The sequence below is a fragment of the Arthrobacter sp. FW306-1B-F12A genome, assembly GCF_058781865.1.
On sequence record NZ_JBYSXD010000003.1, the window covers coordinates 86,028 to 108,078 of the forward strand.

General features: G+C 65.0%; 22 protein-coding genes. 12 read left to right on the forward strand and 10 right to left on the reverse strand.

Annotated elements, in window-relative coordinates:
• Positions 1 to 54: 54 nt before the first annotated feature.
• A complete protein-coding gene (locus AC3WJU_RS02530) occupies positions 55 to 1,914 on the reverse strand; it encodes a glycoside hydrolase family 13 protein (protein ID WP_492259048.1) in 1,860 nt (619 codons plus the stop codon).
• A gap of 128 nt (positions 1,915 to 2,042) precedes the next feature.
• Here AC3WJU_RS02530 and AC3WJU_RS02535 point away from each other — a divergent pair, with 128 nt between their 5' ends.
• The 5 genes from AC3WJU_RS02535 to AC3WJU_RS02555 all read left to right on the forward strand — a co-directional run bounded on the left by AC3WJU_RS02535 (position 2,043) and on the right by AC3WJU_RS02555 (position 6,752).
• Positions 2,043 to 3,323 (forward strand): ABC transporter substrate-binding protein, encoded by a 1,281-nt coding sequence (locus AC3WJU_RS02535; protein WP_059388478.1) that lies wholly within the window; start codon positions 2,043 to 2,045, stop codon positions 3,321 to 3,323.
• An 87-nt stretch (positions 3,324 to 3,410) separates the two neighbouring features.
• A complete protein-coding gene (locus AC3WJU_RS02540; protein WP_059388479.1) occupies positions 3,411 to 4,433 on the forward strand; it encodes a carbohydrate ABC transporter permease in 1,023 nt (340 codons plus the stop codon).
• Complete coding sequence (locus AC3WJU_RS02545) at positions 4,430 to 5,305, forward strand: carbohydrate ABC transporter permease (RefSeq protein WP_059388480.1); 876 nt, start codon at positions 4,430 to 4,432, stop codon at positions 5,303 to 5,305. The genes AC3WJU_RS02540 and AC3WJU_RS02545 overlap by 4 nt, the downstream gene beginning before the upstream one ends.
• Positions 5,302 to 5,574 carry a hypothetical protein gene (locus AC3WJU_RS02550; RefSeq protein WP_253257252.1) on the forward strand — a complete coding sequence of 91 codons (273 nt, stop codon included), beginning with the start codon at positions 5,302 to 5,304 and terminating at the stop codon, positions 5,572 to 5,574. Before AC3WJU_RS02545 ends, AC3WJU_RS02550 begins: the two co-directional genes overlap by 4 nt.
• A gap of 119 nt (positions 5,575 to 5,693) precedes the next feature.
• Positions 5,694 to 6,752: a LacI family DNA-binding transcriptional regulator gene (locus AC3WJU_RS02555; protein WP_307052896.1), complete on the forward strand. Its 1,059-nt coding sequence runs from the start codon at positions 5,694 to 5,696 to the stop codon at positions 6,750 to 6,752.
• A 12-nt stretch (positions 6,753 to 6,764) separates the two neighbouring features.
• Here AC3WJU_RS02555 and AC3WJU_RS02560 read toward each other — a convergent pair whose 3' ends face one another.
• The 6 genes from AC3WJU_RS02560 to AC3WJU_RS02585 all read right to left on the reverse strand — a co-directional run bounded on the left by AC3WJU_RS02560 (position 6,765) and on the right by AC3WJU_RS02585 (position 11,699).
• Positions 6,765 to 7,634 carry a DUF8083 family protein gene (locus AC3WJU_RS02560; protein ID WP_284754665.1) on the reverse strand — a complete coding sequence of 290 codons (870 nt, stop codon included), beginning with the start codon at positions 7,632 to 7,634 and terminating at the stop codon, positions 6,765 to 6,767.
• 32 nt (positions 7,635 to 7,666) lie between these two features.
• The gene (locus tag AC3WJU_RS02565; RefSeq protein ID WP_492259049.1) at positions 7,667 to 8,473 is read right to left on the reverse strand and encodes an exodeoxyribonuclease III; all 807 of its coding nucleotides are present in this window, start codon (positions 8,471 to 8,473) and stop codon (positions 7,667 to 7,669) included.
• A 63-nt stretch (positions 8,474 to 8,536) separates the two neighbouring features.
• The gene (locus tag AC3WJU_RS02570; RefSeq protein ID WP_059388482.1) at positions 8,537 to 9,103 is read right to left on the reverse strand and encodes an HdeD family acid-resistance protein; all 567 of its coding nucleotides are present in this window, start codon (positions 9,101 to 9,103) and stop codon (positions 8,537 to 8,539) included.
• A 66-nt stretch (positions 9,104 to 9,169) separates the two neighbouring features.
• Complete coding sequence (locus tag AC3WJU_RS02575; protein ID WP_306964081.1) at positions 9,170 to 9,754, reverse strand: dihydrofolate reductase family protein; 585 nt, start codon at positions 9,752 to 9,754, stop codon at positions 9,170 to 9,172.
• Positions 9,755 to 9,852: 98 nt separating this feature from the next.
• Positions 9,853 to 10,479, reverse strand: a complete 627-nt coding sequence (locus AC3WJU_RS02580) for a response regulator (protein ID WP_306964083.1) — start codon at positions 10,477 to 10,479, stop codon at positions 9,853 to 9,855.
• Complete coding sequence (locus tag AC3WJU_RS02585) at positions 10,476 to 11,699, reverse strand: sensor histidine kinase (protein WP_492259050.1); 1,224 nt, start codon at positions 11,697 to 11,699, stop codon at positions 10,476 to 10,478. Before AC3WJU_RS02585 ends, AC3WJU_RS02580 begins: the two co-directional genes overlap by 4 nt.
• A 161-nt stretch (positions 11,700 to 11,860) precedes the next feature.
• Between AC3WJU_RS02585 and AC3WJU_RS02590 the strand changes: the two genes are divergently transcribed.
• Positions 11,861 to 12,421 (forward strand): GlcG/HbpS family heme-binding protein, encoded by a 561-nt coding sequence (locus AC3WJU_RS02590; protein WP_284991858.1) that lies wholly within the window; start codon positions 11,861 to 11,863, stop codon positions 12,419 to 12,421.
• Positions 12,422 to 12,535: 114 nt separating this feature from the next.
• Here the strand turns inward: AC3WJU_RS02590 and AC3WJU_RS02595 are convergent, their stop codons facing one another.
• Genes AC3WJU_RS02595 through AC3WJU_RS02605 form a run of 3 tightly spaced genes read right to left on the reverse strand, consistent with a single transcriptional unit; the run spans position 12,536 to position 15,164 of the window.
• Positions 12,536 to 13,741 (reverse strand): acetyl-CoA acetyltransferase, encoded by a 1,206-nt coding sequence (locus tag AC3WJU_RS02595; RefSeq protein WP_492259051.1) that lies wholly within the window; start codon positions 13,739 to 13,741, stop codon positions 12,536 to 12,538.
• Complete coding sequence (locus AC3WJU_RS02600; RefSeq protein WP_307052890.1) at positions 13,738 to 14,421, reverse strand: CoA transferase subunit B; 684 nt, start codon at positions 14,419 to 14,421, stop codon at positions 13,738 to 13,740. The genes AC3WJU_RS02595 and AC3WJU_RS02600 overlap by 4 nt, the downstream gene beginning before the upstream one ends.
• A gap of 26 nt (positions 14,422 to 14,447) precedes the next feature.
• The gene (locus AC3WJU_RS02605; RefSeq protein WP_284991248.1) at positions 14,448 to 15,164 is read right to left on the reverse strand and encodes a CoA transferase subunit A; all 717 of its coding nucleotides are present in this window, start codon (positions 15,162 to 15,164) and stop codon (positions 14,448 to 14,450) included.
• A gap of 208 nt (positions 15,165 to 15,372) precedes the next feature.
• Here AC3WJU_RS02605 and AC3WJU_RS02610 point away from each other — a divergent pair, with 208 nt between their 5' ends.
• The 6 genes from AC3WJU_RS02610 (at position 15,373) to mmsB (ending at position 22,040) form a co-directional block, all read left to right on the forward strand.
• Positions 15,373 to 16,149 (forward strand): IclR family transcriptional regulator, encoded by a 777-nt coding sequence (locus tag AC3WJU_RS02610; RefSeq protein WP_284991239.1) that lies wholly within the window; start codon positions 15,373 to 15,375, stop codon positions 16,147 to 16,149.
• A gap of 148 nt (positions 16,150 to 16,297) precedes the next feature.
• Entirely contained in the window at positions 16,298 to 16,969 is a 672-nt protein-coding gene (locus AC3WJU_RS02615; protein ID WP_059388488.1) for a fasciclin domain-containing protein, read from the forward strand.
• Between the two features lie 74 nt (positions 16,970 to 17,043).
• The gene (locus AC3WJU_RS02620) at positions 17,044 to 18,435 is read left to right on the forward strand and encodes a cryptochrome/photolyase family protein (protein WP_492259052.1); all 1,392 of its coding nucleotides are present in this window, start codon (positions 17,044 to 17,046) and stop codon (positions 18,433 to 18,435) included.
• A gap of 146 nt (positions 18,436 to 18,581) precedes the next feature.
• Positions 18,582 to 20,081, forward strand: a complete 1,500-nt coding sequence (locus tag AC3WJU_RS02625) for a CoA-acylating methylmalonate-semialdehyde dehydrogenase (protein WP_284991241.1) — start codon at positions 18,582 to 18,584, stop codon at positions 20,079 to 20,081.
• Positions 20,081 to 21,127, forward strand: coding sequence for an enoyl-CoA hydratase/isomerase family protein (locus tag AC3WJU_RS02630; RefSeq protein WP_492259053.1), 1,047 nt, complete (start codon positions 20,081 to 20,083; stop codon positions 21,125 to 21,127). The genes AC3WJU_RS02625 and AC3WJU_RS02630 overlap by 1 nt, the downstream gene beginning before the upstream one ends.
• Positions 21,120 to 22,040, forward strand: coding sequence for a 3-hydroxyisobutyrate dehydrogenase (mmsB, locus tag AC3WJU_RS02635; RefSeq protein WP_284764097.1), 921 nt, complete (start codon positions 21,120 to 21,122; stop codon positions 22,038 to 22,040). The genes AC3WJU_RS02630 and mmsB overlap by 8 nt, the downstream gene beginning before the upstream one ends.
• Positions 22,041 to 22,051 lie beyond the last annotated feature (11 nt).

Consider the following 22,051-nt stretch of genomic DNA (forward strand, 5'->3'; position numbering starts at 1 on the left):
TGCTGCGTGTCGGCCCCGTTTCCGTGCCAAAGAAGGTCAGGAAGGGAAGGGGCCCTACTTCGCCACGAGGTATGCCCCGCTGTCCGGGGCAATCGAGGCCCCGCCCGAGCCGCCATCGCTGGAGAGTTCCACCCGGAGCCCGGCCGGCACGGGGAGGGCGGCAGTACCCATGTTGACTACAACCAGCACGTCGCGGTTGTGGAAGGCCAGGACTCCGTTGGCGGGATCGTGCTCCTCGGCCCACTGGAACGTGCCCGAGCCCAGGCGATGCGTGCGGCGGAAAGCCAGGACCGAGCGGTACAGCTCGAGGGTGGAGCCCACGACGCCGGCCTGGACGTCCGCCGCCAGCTCGCCGAACGCTTCGGGCTGGGGCAGCCAGGGCGCAGCAGGCGCTCCACCGGCAGCCGCGGCGCCCGCGGTACCGGACGACGCCCCCTCCGAGAACCCGAAGCCGGGCGCCCCGGACTTCCAGGGCAGTGGTACGCGGCACCCATCGCGGCCGCGCTCCACGCCCTTGGTACGGAAGAATGACGGATCCTGGCGAGCGTCTGCCGGAAGGGAGGTGTGTTCCGGCAGGCCGAGTTCCTCACCCTGGTACAAATAGGCCGAGCCCGGCAGGGCGAAAGACACCATGGAGGCCGCCCGTGCCCGGGCCAGGCCCAGGACGGCGTCGGGTTGTTCGTCTTCCGCCGCGATTCCCTTGGGGAACGTGGTGGGATCTGCCAGCCCGAAGCGGCTGGGGTGCCGGACGGTGTCGTGGTTGCTCAGGACCCAGGTGGAGGGCGCCTCGACGGATCCCGCCGCGTCCAGGGAAGACTCGATTGCCACGGCCATGCGCTCCGCGTCCCAGCCCGCCAGGAGAAAATCGAAGTTGAAGGCCTGCTGCATTTCATCCTTGCGGACGTACCGGGCCAATCGCTCCGCGGGCTCTACCCAGGCCTCGGCAACCAGCATGCGGTCCCCGTCGTACTCGGCGAGGACTCTGTGCCATTCTCGGTAGATCTCGTGGACCCCGTCCTGGTCGAAGAAGGGCGACGGCGGGTCCAGCGGCGGCTTGACCGTGTGCTCGACGGCGGTCGCGACGGGCCCGGCAGCGGGCACGGCTCCGGCAGCGATGTGGGGGTGTGCGGTGTGCGGTTCGACGGCTTCGCTGTGGGCGCCCGGTGCGGACAGGCCACCTTCGACCATGGCGGCAGAGCCTTCCCAGTCCGGCAAGCCGGCTTCTTTGACCAGACCGTGGGCAACGTCCACCCGGAAGCCGTCAACTCCGCGGTCCAGCCAGAAGCGCAGCACCGAGCGCATCTCCTCGTGGACTTCTGGGTTCTCCCAGTTGAGGTCGGGCTGCTTCGTGTCGAAAAGGTGCAGGTACCACTCGCCGGGAGTGCCGTCGTCGTTCGTCAGGCGCGTCCACGCGGGGCCGCCGAAGATGGATTTCCAATTGTTCGGGGCCAGGGCCCCATCCCCGGAGCCCGCTTTGGAGTCTTTGCCCGGGTGGAACATGTAACGCTCACGCTCGGGGGAGCCGGGGGCTGCGGCGAGGGCTTCGCGGAACCAGGCGTGCTCGTCCGAGGTGTGGTTGGGCACGAGGTCGACGATCACCTTGATGCCCAGGCTGTGTGCTTTCTCCAGCATTGCGTCGAAGTCGTCCAGCGTGCCGAAAAGGGGGTCCACTGCCCGGTAGTCCGCTACGTCGTATCCCGCATCAGCCTGCGGTGACTTGTAGAACGGGGAGAGCCACACGGCATCAACGCCCAATTCTTGCAGATAGGGCAGTTTCGCGGTGACCCCGGCAAGGTCGCCCATTCCGTCGCCGTTGGCATCGGCGAACGAGCGCGGATAAATCTGGTAGACGACGGCGCTTGCCCACCACGCGGAATTGTCGGAACCGGGGGTTGGGATCGGGGAGTGCGGCACTGGATTCCTCTCGATGACATATTTTTGTGTAAACGCTTGCATAACTACCCGGAAGCTTACTAATGTGAGGCTCACCACATCAACCGCACAGCGGAAATACCTGGTCCACTCACTGAGGAGTTCCCAGCATGAACACACGCAAGTACCTTTTGCCGGCCGCTGTTGCCGGCGTGCTAGCCATGTCCCTGTCCGCCTGTGGTGGCGGCGGTGGCGGCGGCACAGCCTCAAGCGGCGGAGATGCCGCAGCGAACCTCGACGGACGCGGTCCAATCACCTACGTCCAGGGCAAAGACAACAGCAACGTTGTCCGCCCGCTCGTCGATAAGTGGAATGCGGCGCACCCGGACCAGAAGGTCACTTTCAAGGAGCAGTCCGACCAGGCGGACCAGCAACACGACGATTTGGTCCAGAACTTCCAGGCAAAGAACGTCAATTACGACGTCGTTGACGTGGACGTCATCTGGACCGCCGAGTTTGCAGCGAAGGGTTGGCTGCAGCCGCTCACGGACAAGATGAGCATCGATACCTCAAAGATGCTGCCCGCCACGGTCAAGACGGCGACCTACAACAACACGCTCTTCGCGGCACCCCAGACCTCGGACGGCGGCATCCTCTACTACCGCAAGGACCTGGTGCCCACCCCGCCCAAGACCTGGGACGAGATGATGAGCATGTGCTCCATCGCGAAGTCGAACGGCATCGACTGCTACGCAGGACAGTTCGCCAAGTATGAAGGCCTCACCGTGAACGCGGCTGAAGCCATCAACTCGGCCGGCGGCACGATCGTTGGCGACGACGGCAAGTCCACCGTGACCTCGGCGGCGGCGAAGGCCGGGCTCAACAACCTGGTCACCGCCTACAAGAGCGGAAACATCCCCACGCAAGGCGTGACCTACCAGGAAGAACAGGGCCGGCAGTCCTTCGAAGACGGCAAGCTCCTCTTCCTGCGCAACTGGCCCTACGTCTACAACCTCGCCAAGACGGACGGTTCGTCCAAGGTGAAGGACACCTTCGGCATGGCTCCGCTCCCGGGTAAGAGCGGCCCCGGCGCCTCTTCCCTCGGTGGACACAACCTCGCCGTCAGCGTCTACTCGGCGCACAAGGCAACGGCCAAGGACTTCCTGACCTTCATGACAAGTGAAGAGACTGAAAAGTTCTACGCAACGCAGGGCTCGCTGGCCCCGGTGCTCGCTTCCTTGTACGACGACCCGACCCTGGTCCAGCAGCTGCCGTACCTTCCGGTGCTGAAGACCTCGATCTCGAATGCCGTGCCGCGCCCGGTCACGCCGTTCTACCCGGCTGTCACCAAAGCCATCCAGGACAACGCCTACGCTGCCATCAAGGGTGACAAGTCCGTCGATCAAGCAATGACGGATATGGACACGGCCATCAACTCGGCCAGCCAATAGCGACACCTCCAGTGAACCCCGGGCGGCCGGCGCTTTACGCGTACGGCCGCCCGGGGGGCACGCCATCAATTTCCGGAAGGAGGGGAAATGTCCACCCTTGCGCAACCTAAGCGGGCGCCAGAGACACCAAGCCCCAAAACCAAAAAAGTTCAAAAAGAAGTAGGACAGGACCGGGCGGCCACGTCTCAAGGCCGCTGGGCGTTCTGGTTGATTTCCCCCGCCTTGGTATTGCTTGCCGTTGTCATCGTGTACCCGGTGGTCAACGCGATTATCATGGCGTTCCAGAAGGACCAGGGCCTTGACCCGGTCACCAAGGTCTTCGTCCAGGGCGGACCCGCGGGCTTCGATAACTTTGTCCACTGGTTGGCCCAGCAATGTGGCTCTGCTGCCTGTGCTCCTGGCACCCTCGGCGCCCAATTCTGGAGCGCGGTCGGAACGACGTTCTTCTTCACGGCGGTCACCGTTGTCCTGGAGACTGTCCTCGGGTTCTGGATGGCCGTCATCATGGCCCGGACGTTCCGCGGCCGCAGCGCCCTTCGTGCTGCAGTCCTGGTTCCGTGGGCCATTCCAACGGCCGTGACCGCGAAACTGTGGTTCTTCATCTTCGCTTTCGACGGAATCGCCAACAAGCTCTTTGGTACCGCAATCCTGTGGACAGGCAGCGAATGGCCGGCCCGCTGGGCGATCATCATTTCAGACGTTTGGAAGACGACGCCGTTCATGGCCCTGCTGATCTTGGCTGGCCTGCAGATCATCCCGGCCGAAGTGTACGAAGCCGCGAAGGTGGACGGCGCCTCGGCTTGGCAGCGCTTCACCCAGATCACCCTGCCGCTGGTGAAGCCGGCACTCATGGTGGCTGTCCTGTTCCGTGTCCTTGACGCACTGCGCATGTATGACCTCCCGGCCATCATGACCCAGGGCTCGAACGGCACAACAACGTTGTCCATTTTGGTTGTTGACCAGATCCGTCAGGGATTCAACTCAGCAGCGGCGTTGTCAACTATCACGTTCTTGATCATCTTCCTCGTTGCGTTCATCTTCGTTCGTTTCCTGGGAGCCAACGCAGTCGCCTCAGCCACACCCAAGACCACCAAGGGGCAGGACAAATGACCGCCGTGAGCATTGACTCCGCGCCTAAGACAGCTGCCCGACGGCGGGAACGCTGGGCGAGCGGGCGCACGTACATCAGCGCAGGGCTCATCTTCATCTGGTGCCTGATTCCCTTTTACTGGATGATCGTGACCGCGTTCCGCGACGTTGGATATACCTTCGATTCGACGCCTTTCTTCACCCACGTCACCTGGGACAACTTCAACACGGTGTTCTCCGAAAGCCTGGGCAACCACTTCGGCCGGAACCTGTTGAACTCGCTCTTCGTGGCAGGGGTAACCACAGTTGTCGCCCTGCTTTTCGGGGTTTTCGCGGCATATGCCTTGTCCAGGCTTGAATTCCGCTTCAAGTTCCTGGTCCTCGGCTTTGTCCTTGGGGCCTCGATGTTCCCGGGTGTGGCCTTGGTGACTCCGTTGTTCCAGCTGTTCACGAACATCGGCTGGTACGGCACATATCAGGCGCTGATCATTCCGAACATCTCGTTTGTTCTCCCCCTGACGGTTTACACCCTGACGTCCTTCTTCCGGGAAATGCCGTGGGAGCTGGAGGAATCAGCCCGGATTGATGGCTGCACGCAAGGCCAGGCATTCCGCAAGGTGATCATGCCGCTCGCTGCGCCAGCTGTTTTCACCACCGCCATCCTGGCGTTCATCGCTTCGTGGAACGAGTTCCTCATCGCGAGCCAGCTGTCCAATGACCAGACGAAGACCGTCACGGTCGCTATCGCCTACTTCGCCGGTGCCCAGGCCCACCAGGAGCCGTACACCGCCGTCATGGCAGCCGGAACGGTTGTGACGATTCCGCTGGTGATCCTTGTGCTGGTCTTCCAGCGCAAGATCGTGGCGGGCCTGACAGCCGGCGCCGTCAAATGACGCAAACTCCCGATTCGGCCGGGCCGTCCATCGGCGGCCCGGCCAAGGAGCAGCACTCGCGGGTGAAATCGGCGGAAGATTTCGACCTCGTGATAGGTTTTCTCGGCTTCTGGGCCTTGGTCCTGCTGGTCATCACTGTGGCCGCCGAACTCACGGCCCAGCCCGCACTGGGCTGGGCCCTGGGCCTCTTGGCAGTGCTGCTGGCCTTGTGGGGGATGCTTCGGCTTCGCCGGCGGCTCCCGGCACGGACTTCCAGGCGCATCACGTGAGCAGCGAGCCGAAATAAGTAGCGCGGAATCGGCGGAGGACAGCCAGGCGGAATACGCTGGTTATCTGCCGTCTGGGAAGGAACCCCCGGCTTCCGCACGGATTCCTTGAGGGGGCTTGAGTGGCGAAAACGAGTGAACGGTCCCAGCGTGGCGGCCACGCAGGAGCCAGCATTGAGGATGTCGCACAGGCCGCTGGCGTTTCCACCGCCACCGTTTCCCGCGCAGTGCGCGGCCTTCCCCGGGTATCTCCTGCTACCCGGGAGAAGATCCTCAGGGTCGCGGGAGAACTTGGGTATGTGGCGTCGTCGTCTGCTTCGGGACTGGCCACGGGACGTACCAGGACGATTGGTGTCCTGGCCCCCTACGTGGACCGTTGGTTCTTCTTCAAGGCCATCGAGGGCGTGGACCGTGAGCTCCACGCCCGTGGTTACAACCTGTCCCTGTTCAACTTGGGCGGCCAGCGCGGAGCGCGGGAACGGCTCTTCAGCAAGACGATGGTCTACAAGCAGATCGATGCGCTCCTGGTCCTTTGTATGTCCCTGACGCCTGAGGAAATTGCCGATCTCCAAAGGATCGAAATCCCCTTGGTCATTGTCGGCGGTCCAGTGGAGGATTGCCCCAGCATCGGGATCGACGATTACGCCGCCTCGGTGGAAGCCACCATGCATCTGTTGAACCTCGGGCATCGGGAGATCGCGCTGCTCCACGGCCAGGACGATTCCGACCTGAACTTCACCGTGCCGCGGCTGCGCGTTGACGGCTTCACGGATGCCATGACGAGCGCGGGCTTCTCGATGCCGCCGGAATGGGACATCTTCGGAAACTTCACTGTGGGCAGTGGCCAGGAAGCCTTCGACGAGCTCTGGAGCAAACCTGGACCCAAGCCGACAGCGATCTTCTGTGCCTCAGATGAAATGGCCATGGGGGCCATGTTGCAGGCACGCCGTCGTGGCGTCCGCGTACCGGAAGAATTGTCCATCATCGGCATCGACAACCATGAATTCGCCGAGGCCATGGGGCTGACAACCGTAGCCCAGGACCCCGTGGAACAAGGCCAATTGGGCACGCGCATGCTGTTGGACGAATTGGCCGGGGCCACAGGTTCCGTGCGGTCAATGAAAGCAGCCCACCGGCTGATCGTGCGGGAAACCACCGCCCCGCCGCGGCCCGAAAGCTAGGAACCCCAAAAGCTAGGAAGCCCGGGCCAACTGCCTGATGGGGATCCAGCGGGAAGCCAGCCTGCGATACGCCGCGGCCGCTCCCGTCATGTCTCCCTCGGCCAGGCATTCGATGCCGAGCCTGACGTCCATGGGCGACTCGTCCGGGTACACCTTGTCCGCCACTGCACCGTAGTCCAGCTCGACCATTGACTGCACATGGAACAACTCGAGCCATTCGGTGAGCTGGGTGAGGTCGTCCAGCATGTCCAGGTCCGGGGCAGCAAGGGCGAGGTTGGCTACTGCGAAGCGTGCCCGGTCCAGAGCATCGGTCAGCGAGGCCCAGACCCTGACCGTCAGGATGCGGCCGCCGGATTCCACGACATCCTTGCGGTCCGATTCCTGGAACAGCGAGAACCAGCTGAAGGGGATCCCCCACGTGGAGGCCCGCGTGTGCACCCGCTTCGCGTCATGACTGGCGTTGATGCGGTCGATGCGAGCCTGGTGCCGGTCGCGCTGGTCCACGGGGATGAGCAGGTCCGCGAGCGGTCCGTGGATACCTTCCATGAGGGCATTGGCCGCCAATCCTGCCCGGATGACCAGCTGGCTGGGGCAGTAAAGCAGCCGCCCGGCGTCGGGATCGTTCCGGTCTCCGGAAGGAACCCGTGTGATGCGGACCAGATCCGTGCTCCCGGTCGGGAAGGGGTCCCCGCCCTTGCGTGTGACCCGTCCGAGGGAAGCGAGCAGCTCGGCATTTTCGACGGCGGCCCGCGAGCCGCTGCGGGTACCGCTCGCCACGAGCTGCTGCCGCTGGTCCTCGGGGAACGCTTCGAGCGGTTCGTAGACGCGCAACGCCGAAGAGAAGGGCAGTCCTGCCTGGCTCCCGTATAGCTTTCCGCTCATCGCGGGCCCGCCTCCTCCGTCATTGTTGCTACTCAGTCCGTAAGCTCCACGATCACGGGAGCGTGGTCCGAGGCGCCCTTGCCTTTGCGTTCCTCGCGGTCGATCGACGCCCCGGTGACGCGGGCGGCCAGCGCGGGGGAGGCCATGACGAAGTCGATGCGCATGCCCTCCTTCTTGGGGAACCGCAGCTGTGTGTAGTCCCAGTAGGTGTAGACGCCGGGACCTGGTGTGTAGGCGCGGGCGACGTCGGTGAAACCGGCCGTTTCGAACGCCCGGAAGGCCTCGCGCTCGGGTTCGCTGACGTGGGTGAGTGCGTTCGCCCTGAAGTAATCGATGTCCCAGACATCCTCGTCAAGCGGCGCGATGTTCCAGTCGCCCATGAGCGCCACCTGGGTCTCGGGGTTCTCCGTGATCCAGCCGGCGGCGTGGCCCTTCAGGGTGTCCAGCCACTTGAGCTTGTACGGCATGTGTTCGTCGTCCAGGGATCGGCCGTTGGGAACGTACAGGCTCCACACCCGTACCCCGCCACACGTTGCCGCAATGGCGCGGGCTTCCTGGACAGGATCCTTGCCGGTCTTTCCGAAGGCGGGCTGGTCAACAAAGGTGCGTTCGACGTCGTCGAGCCCTACGCGCGAGGCGATCGCGACGCCGTTCCATTGGCTCAGGCCGAAATGGGCAACCTCGTAGCCCATGCGCTCGAAGAGCTCCCACGGGAAGTTGTCGTCCTTGCACTTGGTTTCCTGCATGGCGAGGACGTCGCAGTCACTGCGCTGCAGCCAGGCCTCGACGCGGTCGGCACGTGCGCGGAGCGAATTTACATTCCAGGTAGCTATCTTCACAGCCACTAACTTACCGAACTTGGGACCTTGCGCATCCCCTCGCAGCAGATTGCTGCCGCAAGCCTAATGGGCGAGCATCACCGAAGAGGAGGCGCGCCTGCGGAGCTTGATGCCGGAGGCGATCAACAAAACGCCGCTGACCGCGGAGTATGTCGCGAGGAGTGCCACTACGCCCAGGAATCCCGCGCCCGGATTGACCAGCACAAAGAGCCCAAACAAAGTTGTGACCAACGCCGTCAACATCCAAATCCACCAAGCCCTGACCGTCGTCCTGGTGTCCATGGCAAGGATGATCTGCGAAACCCCGAGGACCAAGGCCCATGCTCCTATGAGGACGCCTAGTGCCGCGGCGGTAATTCCCGGCCACGAAACGGCAACGATGCCGGTCGCGACCGAGATGAAGCCGCCGATCAGGCTCCAGCGGGAGTGCCGTGCAGGATCGTAGAAGTAGTGGGCCATGTTGGTGAGCCCGTCGGTCATGGCGTACACGCCAAACACGTAGACGAGGGCAAACACCGTGGCGACCGGCAGGGAAGCGACCAGGAAGGCCAAGAGAAGGGCCAAAGCTCCCCGGAAGATCAGCGCCGTTCCTGAATGCTGAAACAACTTGCGACCTGCGGTGTCGGACATAGGGTCAGTTTAGACCCGGCGCGGTAGCTGGGGAATGGGCCGGCACGCGTGAGGCCACCCCTTTCGTTATCGGCGGGTGTAGTGGGCGATGATCACGCCCTTGGTGGTGGTGACGGAGCCGGTGAGTTCGAACTCGGTCAGCGGGGCTGGACCTTCGAACAGCCGCGTCCCGGTACCCAGGGTGAGCGGGTGGATCAGCAGCGTGAAGTTGTCGATGAGGCCTTCGGCGTGCAGGGAGCGGACCAGCGACGCGCTGCCGATGATCGTCAGATCGTTGCCCGGCCCGGCCTTGAGCTTGGCCACCGTCTCTGCGGCCTCGCCGGACAGCAGGATGGAGTTCTGCCAGGCGTCGGCGTTCTCCAGCGTCCTTGACACAACGTACTTCGATGCCGCGTTCATGTACACGGTGAACGGGTTGTCGTCGGCGCGGGTGCCCCAGGCGGTGATGAAATCGGTCCAGGTCCGGTGTCCGAACAGCATGTCCGCGGGTTTCGCCATGCCCTTGCCCATCTCACGGCCCATGACCTCGTCGTTGTACCCGCCGCCCCACCCACCGTGGGTGAAGCCACCGCGGGTGTCCTCGTCCGGACGGCCCAGGCCCTGGATGACTCCGTCGAGGGTGATGGACAACGTCGCATTTATCTGGCGCATGACATGCTCCCTTGCTCCTGCGGACCGCTCTCTGCGGCCCGGTCACCCCCTATACGAATGGCGACCGGCCAAATCGACACCGGCACCCGCATTTTTTCTTAACGCATCCCCTCGCGGCGGATGGCCACCGCAATCGCCGCCGCCCGCGTCTCGACGCCGAGCTTGGCGTAGATGTGCGCCAAATGCGTCTTGACCGTGGCCTCGGAGATGAATAGCCGTTTGCCGAGTTCGCGGTTGCTGAGGCCTTGAATGAGGAGGCTGAGCAGTTCGGCTTCCCGCGGGGTGAGGACCTCGTCCGGGTTGCGCAATTGCTGGAACAGCTTGCTGGCCACAGGCGCGCTCATGACGCTCTTGCCTTGGGCCGCGCCCCGGACCGCGGCGAAGATCTCCTCCGGCGCGGCGTCCTTGAGCACGTAGCCCATGGCACCTGCATCCACGGCCCTCACGATGTCGGCATCGGAATCATAGGTGGTGAACACCAATACCGCTTGCTGCTTGCTCGCTTGGAGCAATCGCTTGATCGCCTCGATTCCGTCCATGCCCTGGCCCATGGCGAGGTCCATCATGACGACGTCGGCCGGGTGTTGTTGCGCAATGACGAGGGCTTCCTCGCCCGATGCGGCTTCGGCGACGACGGTGATGTCCGGCTGGGTGCCGAGCAACGCCTTGAGTCCGCTGCGGACCACCAAATGGTCATCGACGAGCAGGACCGAAATGGGGTTCATGGGGCGTCTTTCTTGATGGGCGACTGGTGTGCTTGATCCGGTTCTGTAACCGGCAGCGGCAGTTGCGCGGCTACGACGGTTCCCTCTCCGGGGGAGCTCTCCACCGAAAATACCCCGCCGAGTTGTTCCACCCGTTGGCGCATGGCACGCAGACCGTAGCCGCCCTTTTCCGACGGCGGAGGTACCGCAACGGGATCAAAGCCGCGGCCGTCGTCGAACACGTCCAGGGTGACCGCCCCGGGCAGGAATCCAAGGGTTAAACTGGCCTGTTCAGCCTGGGCATGGAGCTTGATGTTGGCCGCCGCGCTTTGCGTCACGCGCATCAGGGCGTGGCGAACTTCGGCCGGTACTGGTCGGGGATCCCCGGTGACGTGGACGATCACGGAGTCGAGGTATTGGCGGGCGGCCTGTTCGAGGGCCTGGGGCAGCGGTCCGCTCTCCAGGCCAGGGGCGGAAAGTTCGTGGACCAGGCTGCGGGTGTCGGCCAGGTTCTGCCGCAGGAGGGTCCCGGCCTTCTGCACTTCCGCTTTCGCGCCCTCTTCAGGCCACGAGCGCTGCGCGGCTTCGAGCAGGAGCAGGCTGCTGGCAAGGCCTTGAGTGACGGTGTCGTGGATTTCCCTCGAGACACGTTCGCGCTCCGCGGCGATCCCGGCCGCGCGTTCGCTCGCGGCCAGGCGTTCCTGCGCTTGGGACACGTCGGCGTGGAGTTGGCGTTGCAGCGCGGCGTCGTCCTCAATGCGGTCGTAGATCAACGTGAGCAGAACCGCTGCGGCGATGGGCCCGAGCAGCATGGCGACGTCGGTGTCGCCGCTGAGGCGGAACAGCCCGATGGCCGTGGCACTTGCCGTCAAACCCGCGGCCAGATAGGCGATCCAGCCGCTGAAGGCAGCGCGGGACAGGAAAAACAAAGCGAAGGAGCACCAAGCGAAACTCGGTGCGGCAATGACCAGCGCGGCCCAGGCAAGCACGAGCGCCACCATCCACAACAGCCACGGTTGGCGCCGCTTGGCCAGCACCGCCACCACTGCATAGAGAACGCAGACCGCGGCCGCCAGGGCCACGGTCCAGAGATTGTCGGCCGGGCTGTGCCGCAGGACGTAGCGCACGCCGGATGCCACCATGAGCACCGCGAAGCTGAGGTGGACCACTGCATCGATCGGGCCCCGGGTGGGGCGGAAGGCAGCGGGACGGGAGGCCGTCCTGTTCGGAGATTCCGGCATTCTTCCCATGCTAGGCGCGTTCAGGTCGCCGGTCTCTCCGCCTTTTGGCTGATACCGGGACCGGAAGGGATGAGGCCGGGCACGACGAGCGCCGGATGTGGTGAGGGAGCCCTGCGGGAAGCATGGAACTGTACCCGTTGCCGACCTCCCGGAGGACCACCATGAAGAAGTCCAACAAGATCTTTGCCGCCGCTGCCGTTGGAGCCTTGCTCCTGACCGGAGGGGCAACCGCCGTCGCGAACGCCGTGACGCCCGCCGCGGCCAAAACCGCGACGGCCGCCGTCGACGTCAGTCCCTCCGCGGAAAACGTGGTCCCCCAGAACCGCATCACCGTCGGTGCATCCAGCCAGGCAGTCAACGCCGCTTTGGCGAAGTGCCAGGCCGACAAGCTTCCTTTCGTCACGGTTGCGCTCGTGGACCGCTTCGGGACAGTCCAAGCCTTGCTCCGCGGCGACAATGCGGCCGAACACACCATCGAGGCCGCCAAGCAGAAGGCCTACACCGCAGCCGCCTTCGGTGCGCCCACCAGCGAACTCGCCAAGCGAATCAACGGCAACGGACCGTCGATCGCCGACCTCCCGGGCACCCTCTTCCTGCCCGGCGGAGTGCCGCTCAAGGTGAACGGCGTGTCCGTGGCGGGGATCGGCGTCGGCGGTGCGCCGGACGGCGCCCTGGACGAAGCCTGCGCGGCAGCTGGTGCGGCGGTGCTAGCGGCGAAGTAGGGCCGCGCCTGCACCTCCGGGTGCCCAACTGACTCGCAGTTGTTGTCGTTATGCGGGCTGAAAACGACAACAACTGCGAGTCAGTTGGGGTGGCCGCCCCGTGAAATACCGAGGCTAGACTGCTTCTAGGACGCTCACGTAGTTCGCGATGCCTACGCCGCCCATGTTTTGTACGGCTCCGCGGCGGGCGTTGGGCAGTTGCATCGCGCCCGCGGTTCCCGTGAGCTGCATGGCCGCGATGACGTGCTGCGACACGCCGGTAGCGCCCACGGGGTGGCCCTTGGCCTTGAGCCCGCCGGACACATTGATGGGCAGCTTGCCGTCCTTGTAGACCCAGCCTTCCTGCACCGCGCGGGAACCTTCGCCCCTCGGCGTCAGTCCCATGGCCTCGTACATGATCAGTTCGGCGATCGTGAAGCAATCGTGCACTTCGGCGAAGTCCAGCCCGTCGATCCCGACGCCGGCCATCCCCAGCGCGCGCGCCCAGGACACCCGCGTGGCCGCGAACTCCGTAGGGTCGCGGCGTTCTGCCGGGAAGAAGCCGTTTGCGTGCCCGAAGCCCGCCAGCCGCACCGGTTCAGTAGCAGCGCCCGACGCCGGGCCGAGGGAGAGCACGACGGCTGCGGCGCCGTCGGACACGGGGGAGCAGTCGGTGCGGCGGAGCGGTTCGGCCACCATGGGATTCTTCTCGGAAACCGTCCGGCAGAACTCCTCGCCGAAGTCCCGGTGCATCTGCGCGTAGGGGTTGTCCATGCCGTTGTGGTGGTTCTTGGCGGCGATGGAACCAAGGATATCGCCGAGATCCGCTCCGCCCAGGCCCGCTCCGTAGCGCTTCTCGTAGTGCTTGGCCACCTCGGCGAAGAGCCCCGTGAAGCCGGTGGTGGAGGCCTTGCCTGCCATCTCGTAGGACGCGCCAAGGAGTGCGGCTCCCACCACGTCGGCCCCGGCGTCCGTCATCTTTTCGGCACCGATCACCAGGACGTTGCGGGCCGTCCCGGCAAGCACGGATTTCACGCCCTGTTGGAATGCGGCGGAACCGGAGGCGCAGGCGTTCTCCGTCCGGGTAGCCGGCACGTTGGCGAGGTCCTCGGACAGCTGCAGGGCCAAGGAAGACGTGAAGCCCAGGGGCTGCATGCCCGAGTTGAACTGGCCGAGGTAGATCTCATCGATGTCCCGCGGCTCAAGGCCCGAGTTCCGGATGGCCTCCGCGGACACCTGAACGATCAGGGACTCGAGCGTCTCGTCCGTGAGTTTGCCGAACTTGCTGTGTCCCCAACCGGTGAGGAGGACGTCTTTGCCGAACTGGTTTTGCAGGCTCATGCTGTGGCTCCTTCGAGGGCGGCTTCTTCCAAGGAGACCGTGAACGCGGCCCCCGTCTTGCTTTGGATCTCTTCGACGGTGACCCCGGGCGCGAGGCGGGTCAGCGTCAGCTGCCGCCCATGGTCGTTGTCGTTCTTGAACAAATCGAACACTGCGAGGTCACTGACAATGCGGTCCACTACCCGGAGGCCGGTCAACGGCAGGGTGCATTCCCGGACGATCTTGGCGCTCCCGTCCTTGGCGTTGTGCTCGGTGAGGACCACGACGCGCGGTGTCCCGGCCACCAGGTCCATGGCGCCGCCCATGCCCTTGACCATCTTTCCCGGAATGGTCCAGTTGGCGAGGTCGCCGTTGCCCGAAACCTGCATGGCGCCGAGGATGGCAACCTTGACGTGTCCGCCGCGGATCATGCCGAACGACGTCGCGGAGTCGAAGATGCTGCCGCCGGGCAGGACTGTGACGGTCTGCTTACCGGCGTTGATGAGGTCAGCGTCTTCCTCGCCTTCGTAGGGGAAAGGCCCCATCCCGAGGAGGCCGTTCTCGCTCTGCAGCACGACCCGTACGCCGTCGGGCAGGTTGTTGGCAACGAGGGTGGGAATGCCGATGCCGAGGTTGACGTAATCGCCGTCGTTGAGTTCCTGGGCCGCAATGGCGGCCATCTCGTCGCGGGTCCATGCCATGGTGGTACTCCTTCGCTTGGTGGTGTTCAGACGGCCAGGGCATCAGTGCGGGGCCGGACGGTACGCTGCTCAATGTCCTTGGGCCGGCCGCTCGCCTGGACCAGCCGTTGGACGTAGACGCCGGGTGTCACGACGTGGTTCGGATCCAATTCGCCGGGCTCCACGATCACTTCGGCCTCGGCGATGGTCACGATTCCCGCCGTCGCCACCACGGGGTTGAAGTTCCGGGCCGTGTAGCGGTAGATCAGGTTGCCGTCCGTGTCCGCGGTATGGGCGTGGACCAGCGCGACGTCGGCGACGATCCCGCGCTCGCGGACGTACGTGACGCCGTCGAACTCTTCGAGCGGTTTGCCCTCGGCAACCAGGGTTCCGACGCCGGTCCGCGTGTAGAAAGCCGGGATGCCTGCCCCGCCGGCGCGGAGGCGTTCGGCGAGCGTGCCCTGCGGAGCGAACTCGACCTCAAGCTGGCCGGAGAGGTACTGCTCGGCGAAGAGCTTGTTCTCGCCCACGTACGAGGCGATGACCTTGCGGACCTGGCCGGCTTCGATGAGGACGCCGAGCCCCTTGCCGTCGATGCCCATGTTGTTGGAAACCACCGTCAGCTCCTTGACGCCCGAGTCGCGGACGGCGTCGATCAGGTCGGCGGGGATGCCGCTGAGGCCGAAGCCGCCGACGGCGATCGTCTGGCCGTCGCGGAGGACGTCCTGTAGTGCAACGGCGGCGCTGGGGTGGATTTTGGCCATGGCGTTGTCCTCGTCTTTGAGTTGGGTCGCCCAGCGGCTATCCACTTTGTGGACACTGGGCTGAGTTGGCGGTCTGAAAAGGAGCATATGGCGGTTCTGCGCGGAGGGTCAACGGCGTTCCTTGGCCAGCAAGGCTGAACTTGCACAGTGTGGACGCTACTCTTTGAAGTGTCCACATTGTGGAGGAAATCTTTGGAGAGGGGTAGCGTTGCCAACTCAGCATCCGCAAACCAAGCCGGTCCAGGGCGCCCAAGTGGTAGGCCGGGTCGCTGCGCTCCTCCGGCTCGTGGGACGCAAGCCGGAGGGCATGTCCATCGCTGGCCTGGTCCGCGAGTCGGGCTTGACCCGCCCCACGGTGCACCGCTTGCTCGCGTCCCTCGCCGCTGAAGGCCTGCTGGACCACGATCAGCGGACCGGTAACTGGATCTTGGGGCCGGAGATCTTCCTCCTGGGCTCGGTGGCGGCGGCCCGGTTCCCGGTTGAGGACCTGGCGCGGCCCAGCCTCCGCCGCCTCGCCGAGGAGAGCGGCGAAAGCGCCTTCTATTCGATCCGTCGTGGCCACGAAACCGTGTGCGTGCTTCGCGAGGAAGGCAGCTTCCCGGTGCGGTCATTCGTCTTGCACGAGGGCGTCAGGTTCCCGCTCGGCGTCGCGTCGGCGGGCACAGCGATCATGGCCTTCCTGGCGGACGAGGAGCAGGAAACGATCTTGTCCGGCTGGGAACGGCACGCCGGGGACTTCGCCGCTGGCCACACTGAGAGCGTGGTGCGCCGGAACCTTGAGCAGACCCGGATGGCCGGGTACTCGGTGAATCCCGGTTTGGTGCTGGAGGGCAGTTGGGGGATGGCCGCCGCCGTCTTCGACCAGCTGGGCCGGCCCATCGGCGCTCTGTCCCTCACAGGGATCGAACCGCGGTTCCGTCCTGAACGCCAGGAATTCCTCGGCAAGTTGCTCATGGAAGAAGCCCACCGCATGAGCTCCGCTTAACCCCTTTCAAATTAAGTTTTGAAACTCACCCATCCCTGTGGCCCGCACCTCCGAATAGCTGGCATAAGGACTTAGCCCGCAAGGGTGAAGTGCTTTCACGCCGGAATCAACCGGCACCGAATGTCAGTCCGTTTGAAGGAGAAATGTCATGCTTGCTACAAAGCGCACGTCTTTTGCGATCGCCGGCCTCGCCGCTTCCGCCCTGCTGGGCCTCACTGCATGTGGCGGCTCCGCTACCACGGCTTCACCCTCATCGGCGGCTCCGAGCCCGTCGTCCACCATGGCAGCGACCCCCTCAGCGTCGGCAAGTGCCGCGATGGACCCGAGCAAAGACCTGGTTGGCCCGGGCTGTGCAGCTTACGCCTCCCAGGTTCCCAGCGGTGCAGGTTCCGTTGCCGGCATGGCGCTCGACCCCGTAGCCGTGGCCGCTTCCAACAACCCGTTGCTCAAGACCCTCACGGCCGCTGTGTCCGGCAAGCTGAACCCCAAGGTCAACCTGGTGGACACGCTTAATGGCAGCCAGTTCACTGTCTTCGCTCCCGTGGACAGCGCTTTCGCCAAGATCCCCGCCGCCACCATCGACGGCCTCAAGACCGACGACGCTACATTGAGCAAGATCCTCACCTACCACGTCATCCCCGGCCAGCTGACCCCGGACCAGATCGTGGGAACCCACAAGACGGTTGAGGGCGACTCCGTGACCGTTACGGGAACCAAGGACGCACTCAAGGTTGACGGAGGTTCCGCCGTGATCTGCGGCGGCGTCCACACTGCCAACGCCACGGTGTACCTGGTTGACTCCGTCCTGATGCCTAAGTAAATCTCAACACAGATCATGCCCCTTAGGATTCGTCCTAGGGGGCATGGCCTTTGCGCGAAATCCGAGGGGAAATAGTGAAGCCGTCGATCGTGTGGTTCCGGGACGACCTCCGGGCCACGGACAACCCGGCGCTGCGGGCGGCAGCCGAGGACGGCGCCGCCGTCGCGCTCTATGTACTCGACGAGGAATCGCCGGGCATCAGGCCGCTTGGCGGAGCCTCCCGATGGTGGCTGCATCATTCCCTGCTTGCCCTTCGCGAAGACCTCGCCGCCCTGGGCGTGCCGCTCTTGCTGCGCCGCGGACGGGCGGCGGAGATCGTCCGGCAGACCGCGACGGCGATGGGTTCCGGATCGCTGTACTGGAACCGCCGTTACGGCGAGGCAGAGCGAACGCTCGACGCCGGCATCAAGGCCTGGGCGCGCGAGTCCGGAATGCACTCGGAGAGTTTCCAGGCATCGTTGCTGCATGAACCGTGGGCCGTCACCACGAAGCAAGGGGGGCCGTTCAAGGTCTTCACGCCCTTTTGGCGGGCTGTGTCCGGCTTGGATTTCCGTGAACCGCTGGAGGCTCCGGAACCCGGCCGCGGATTCTCCGGCCAGCTCCCCGAATCCGAGGAATTGGACTCTTGGGGATTGTTGCCGCGGAACCCCGACTGGTCTGCCGGACTGGCCGAAAGCTGGCAGCCGGGTTCGGCCCAGGCGCATGAGCTACTTGATGACTTCCTGGAGCACGGGCTGGCGGACTATTCGGTGAACCGGGATCGGCCGGACCTGCCGGGCAGCAGCCGGTTGTCGCCCTTCTTGCGGTGGGGACAGCTCAGCCCGTTCGAGGTGTGGCATGCCCAGCAGGGCCGGCGCCGGGAACCGGGCGACGGTGCGGCCGTTTTCGCCTCGGAACTCGGTTGGCGTGAATTCTGCTGGCACCAATACTTCCATCATCCGGACCTGGCAACGGCCAATTTGCGGCCCGGTTTCGACCACTACCCGTGGGCTTGGCCGGTTGGTCAGGGTGCAGGCCCGCTTGGGGAAGTCACGGAGGCCGCCGACCTCCTTCGCGCATGGCAGGAGGGCCGCACCGGGTTCCCCATGGTGGACGCCGGCCAGCGGCAATTGTGGCACACGGGATGGATGCACAACCGGGTCCGCATGGTTTCCGCCAGCCTCCTGGTGAAGAACCTGGGCATCCATTGGCAAGTGGGCGAGCAATGGTTCTGGGACACCTTGGTGGATGCCGATCCTGCGTCCAATCCTGCGAACTGGCAGTGGGTAGCCGGTTCCGGCGCGGACGCCTCGCCTTTCTTCAGGATCTTCAATCCGGAGACCCAGGCAGCGAAATTCGATCCCGATGGCAGATACGTTGGCCAGTGGATCCCTGAGCTGTCCACGGCGGACTATCCGGAGCCGGTGGTGGACCTTAAGGCCTCGCGGCGGGAGGCCCTGGATGCCTACGGCTCGCTTCCTCGTTGAGCCAGGCCACCTGGGCACGAGCTGACGTCCTCTAGAAATTAGTAGGAAGTCCGAGTATATTCGGGATCAAAGACGTCCGGGAGCGCAGTTGGACATGCGCTTTCGAGGCCGATGGCGGGCATTCCCCCTATGCAAAGGAGCATTCCATGGTGCGCGAACTTTCCCACTACATTGACGGCCAGAGGGTCGATGGCACCTCCACGCGCTTTGGCGATGTCTACAATCCTTGTACCGGCGAGGTCCAGGCTCGGCTTCCCCTGGCAAGTGCTGATGAGGTCAGGAACGCCATTGCGAGCGCGGAGAAAGGCCAGCTCGAATGGGGCGCCATGAACCCGCAGCGCCGCGGCCGGATCCTGCTGAAGTTCGTGGACTTGGTCAACGAGCACATGGACGAACTCGCCACGCTCCTTTCGTCCGAGCACGGCAAGACCTTCCCCGACGCCAAGGGTGATATCCAGCGCGGCATCGAGGTGGTGGAGTTCGCCGCCGGGGCACCGCACCTGCTCAAGGGCGAATTCTCGGACAACGCCGGCACCGGCATCGACGTCCACTCGCTGCGCCAGCCGCTCGGCGTCGTCGCGGGCATCACGCCTTTCAACTTCCCGGCCATGATTCCGCTCTGGAAGTCCGGCCCGGCGCTGGCGGCCGGCAACGCCTTCATCCTCAAGCCTTCGGAGCGCGACCCTTCGGTGCCGCTGCGCCTGGCCGAGCTCTTTACCGAGGCGGGGTTGCCGGACGGCGTCTTCAACGTCATCAACGGTGACAAGGAAGCCGTGGATACCCTCCTCGAGGATCCGCGGGTGAAGGCTATCGGATTCGTCGGTTCCACGCCGATTGCCCAGTACATTTACGCCACCGCGGCGGCCCACGGGAAGCGCGCCCAGTGTTTCGGCGGCGCCAAGAACCACATGGTGATCATGCCCGACGCCGATCTCGACATGGCAGCGGATGCCCTCATCGGTGCCGGCTTCGGTTCCGCCGGCGAGCGTTGTATGGCGATTTCGGTGGCCGTGCCGGTTGGCCAGGAGACGGCGGACCAGCTCGTCTCGAAGCTGCAGGACCGCATCAAGGGCCTGAAGGTGGGCCCCAGCCTGGCTGCGGATTCGGACTTCGGACCTGTCGTGGCCGCCTCGGCGAAACACCGTATCGAGGGGTACATCCAGGCCGGCGTCGACCAGGGTGCCACGCTCGTCACCGATGGGCGCGACCTGAAGGTGGACGGCTACGCCGGAGGTTTCTGGGTGGGCCCCACCCTCTTCGACAACGTCACGAAGGACATGTCCATCTACAAGGAGGAGATCTTCGGCCCGGTCCTGAGCGTCCTCCGCGCAGCCGACTACGAAGAAGCGCTGCGGCTCTGCTCCGAGCACGAGTTCGGCAACGGCGTCGCGATCTTCACCCGCGACGGCGACGCTGCCCGCGACTTCGCGAGCCGCGTCGAAGTGGGCATGGTGGGCATCAACGTTCCCATTCCCGTCCCGATTGCCTACTACACCTTCGGCGGATGGAAGGCCTCGGGCTTCGGCGACCTCAACCAGCACGGCGCGGACGCGTTCCGCTTCTACACCAAGACCAAGACGGTCACCACCCGTTGGCCCTCCGGCATCCGCCAGGGCGCCAGCTTCGTGATGCCGGCCGGCAGCTGATGGCCGAGGTCCTGTTCGAGAAGCGCGGCCACCTCGGCGTCATCACCCTGAACCGGCCACAGGCCGTCAACGCCCTCAACGCCGGCATGGTGCACGCCATGCTGGAGCAGCTCACCGCGTGGGCGGAGGACGACGCCGTCAAGACCGTTCTGGTGCACGGCGCCGGGGACCGCGGACTATGCGCGGGTGGGGACATCGTGGCGATCTACGACGACATCCTGCGCCGCGGAGACCGGACCGCGGATTTCTGGGCTGCGGAATACCGCTTGAACTCACTCATTGCCCGGTACCCGAAGCCCTACGTGGCCTTCATGGATGGACTGGTCCTCGGCGGCGGGGTCGGGATATCGGCCCATGGCTCAGTCCGTGTGGTCACAGAGAGGACCCGCACGGGCATGCCGGAAACCACCATTGGTTTTGTGCCCGACGTCGGCGGGACCCTTCTGCTCTCCCGCTCGCCGGGGGAGTCCGGTACCCACGCCGCCCTCACGGGTGCCCATTTAAGCGGAGTTGACGCCTTGTTCCTGGGGCTCGCGGACCACTTCGTCCCGTCCGAAAGCCTGCCCGCGCTCGCGGAAGCGCTGGAAAGCTCGACGGCGGAGGCCGCCGTCGGGCGCTTCGTGCAGGACCCGCCGGCCTCGGCGCTGTCCGGCCAGCGGAAGTGGATCGACGACGCCTACGCTTCGGATGACGCCGAGGAAATCGTCGCGAGGCTGCGCAACGCCGGCGGGGAAGCCGCTTCAGCCGCCGAGACGATCGGGGCAAAGTCGCCTACAGCCGTGAAAGTCACCCTGGAATCGCTGCGGCGGGTCAAGGGGCTCTCCCTCGACGAGGCCTTGGAGCAGGAATACCGCGTTGGCGTGCGGTGCCTGGCCGGGCCTGATTTTCGCGAGGGGATCCGTGCCCAGGTGGTGGACAAGGACCGCAACCCGCAATGGAAGCCGGCTTCCCTGGCGGAGGTGTCGCCGGCCGCCGTCGAGGGTTTCTTCGCGCCGCTCGGCGATCGTGAACTCAAACTTCATTCAAAGGAGTCCGACCATGTCTGACGCAGTTTCCGGCACCATCGCTTTCCTCGGCCTTGGCCACATGGGCGGCCCGATGGCCGTGAACCTTGTCAAAGCAGGGCATCACGTCGTCGCGTACGATCCCGTGCCGGCAGCACTCGAGGCGGCGCGTGAACACGGTATTGCCACGGTGGATTCCGCTCCGGAAGCGGTCGCGGGGGCCTCCGTTGTCCTGACCATGTTGCCCAGCGGCAAGCACGTCCTGGACGCCTACCGGGGAGTGGACGGAGCGCCGGGCCTGCTCTCGGTAGCGGCCCCGGACACGCTGTTCCTCGACTGCTCCACGATCAACGTAGACGAGGCACGCGAGGCAGCAGCCATTGCGCTGGAGGCTGGCCACCGCTCCGTGGACGCGCCGGTTTCCGGAGGCGTGGTGGGTGCCGAAGCCGGGACCCTGACCTTCATGGTGGGGGCACTGCCCGAGGACTTCGAAACGGTGAAGCCGATCCTGGAGCTCATGGGCCGGAGGATCGTGCACTGCGGCGACCACGGAGCCGGGCAGGCCGCCAAAGTCTGCAACAACATGATCCTGGGCGTTTCCATGATTGCCGTCAGCGAGGCGTTCGTGCTGGGCGAGAAGCTGGGCCTCACTCACCAGGCGTTGTTCGACGTCGCCTCCAACGCCTCGGGGCAGTGCTGGGCGCTGACCACTAACTGCCCGGTTCCCGGACCGGTTCCCACGAGCCCGGCCAACCGCGACTACCAGCCCGGATTCGCCGGAGCGCTCATGGCCAAGGACCTGCGGCTCGCGGTCAACGCGCTTGAGAGCACCGGAGTGGACGGGCAAATGGGACACCTCGCCTCGAGGATTTACGACGCTTTCGCCGCCGAAGGCGGAGCCGGGCGCGACTTCTCCGGCATCATCACGGACATCCGGGACAAGTCCGCCAAGTAGCCTTGGCGGGT

Coding starts and splice junctions, on each gene's coding strand:
- AC3WJU_RS02535 (WP_059388478.1), top strand. CDS start 2,043: ATGAACACACGCAAGTACCTTTTGCCGGCCGCTGTTGCCGGCGTGCTA.
- AC3WJU_RS02540 (WP_059388479.1), top strand. CDS start 3,411: ATGTCCACCCTTGCGCAACCTAAGCGGGCGCCAGAGACACCAAGCCCC.
- AC3WJU_RS02545 (WP_059388480.1), top strand. CDS start 4,430: ATGACCGCCGTGAGCATTGACTCCGCGCCTAAGACAGCTGCCCGACGG.
- AC3WJU_RS02550 (WP_253257252.1), top strand. CDS start 5,302: ATGACGCAAACTCCCGATTCGGCCGGGCCGTCCATCGGCGGCCCGGCC.
- AC3WJU_RS02560 (WP_284754665.1), bottom strand. CDS start 7,634: ATGAGCGGAAAGCTATACGGGAGCCAGGCAGGACTGCCCTTCTCTTCG.
- AC3WJU_RS02570 (WP_059388482.1), bottom strand. CDS start 9,103: ATGTCCGACACCGCAGGTCGCAAGTTGTTTCAGCATTCAGGAACGGCG.
- AC3WJU_RS02575 (WP_306964081.1), bottom strand. CDS start 9,754: ATGCGCCAGATAAATGCGACGTTGTCCATCACCCTCGACGGAGTCATC.
- AC3WJU_RS02580 (WP_306964083.1), bottom strand. CDS start 10,479: ATGAACCCCATTTCGGTCCTGCTCGTCGATGACCATTTGGTGGTCCGC.
- AC3WJU_RS02585 (WP_492259050.1), bottom strand. CDS start 11,699: ATGCCGGAATCTCCGAACAGGACGGCCTCCCGTCCCGCTGCCTTCCGC.
- AC3WJU_RS02590 (WP_284991858.1), top strand. CDS start 11,861: ATGAAGAAGTCCAACAAGATCTTTGCCGCCGCTGCCGTTGGAGCCTTG.
- AC3WJU_RS02595 (WP_492259051.1), bottom strand. CDS start 13,741: ATGAGCCTGCAAAACCAGTTCGGCAAAGACGTCCTCCTCACCGGTTGG.
- AC3WJU_RS02600 (WP_307052890.1), bottom strand. CDS start 14,421: ATGGCATGGACCCGCGACGAGATGGCCGCCATTGCGGCCCAGGAACTC.
- AC3WJU_RS02605 (WP_284991248.1), bottom strand. CDS start 15,164: ATGGCCAAAATCCACCCCAGCGCCGCCGTTGCACTACAGGACGTCCTC.
- AC3WJU_RS02615 (WP_059388488.1), top strand. CDS start 16,298: ATGCTTGCTACAAAGCGCACGTCTTTTGCGATCGCCGGCCTCGCCGCT.
- AC3WJU_RS02625 (WP_284991241.1), top strand. CDS start 18,582: ATGGTGCGCGAACTTTCCCACTACATTGACGGCCAGAGGGTCGATGGC.
- AC3WJU_RS02630 (WP_492259053.1), top strand. CDS start 20,081: ATGGCCGAGGTCCTGTTCGAGAAGCGCGGCCACCTCGGCGTCATCACC.
- mmsB (WP_284764097.1), top strand. CDS start 21,120: ATGTCTGACGCAGTTTCCGGCACCATCGCTTTCCTCGGCCTTGGCCAC.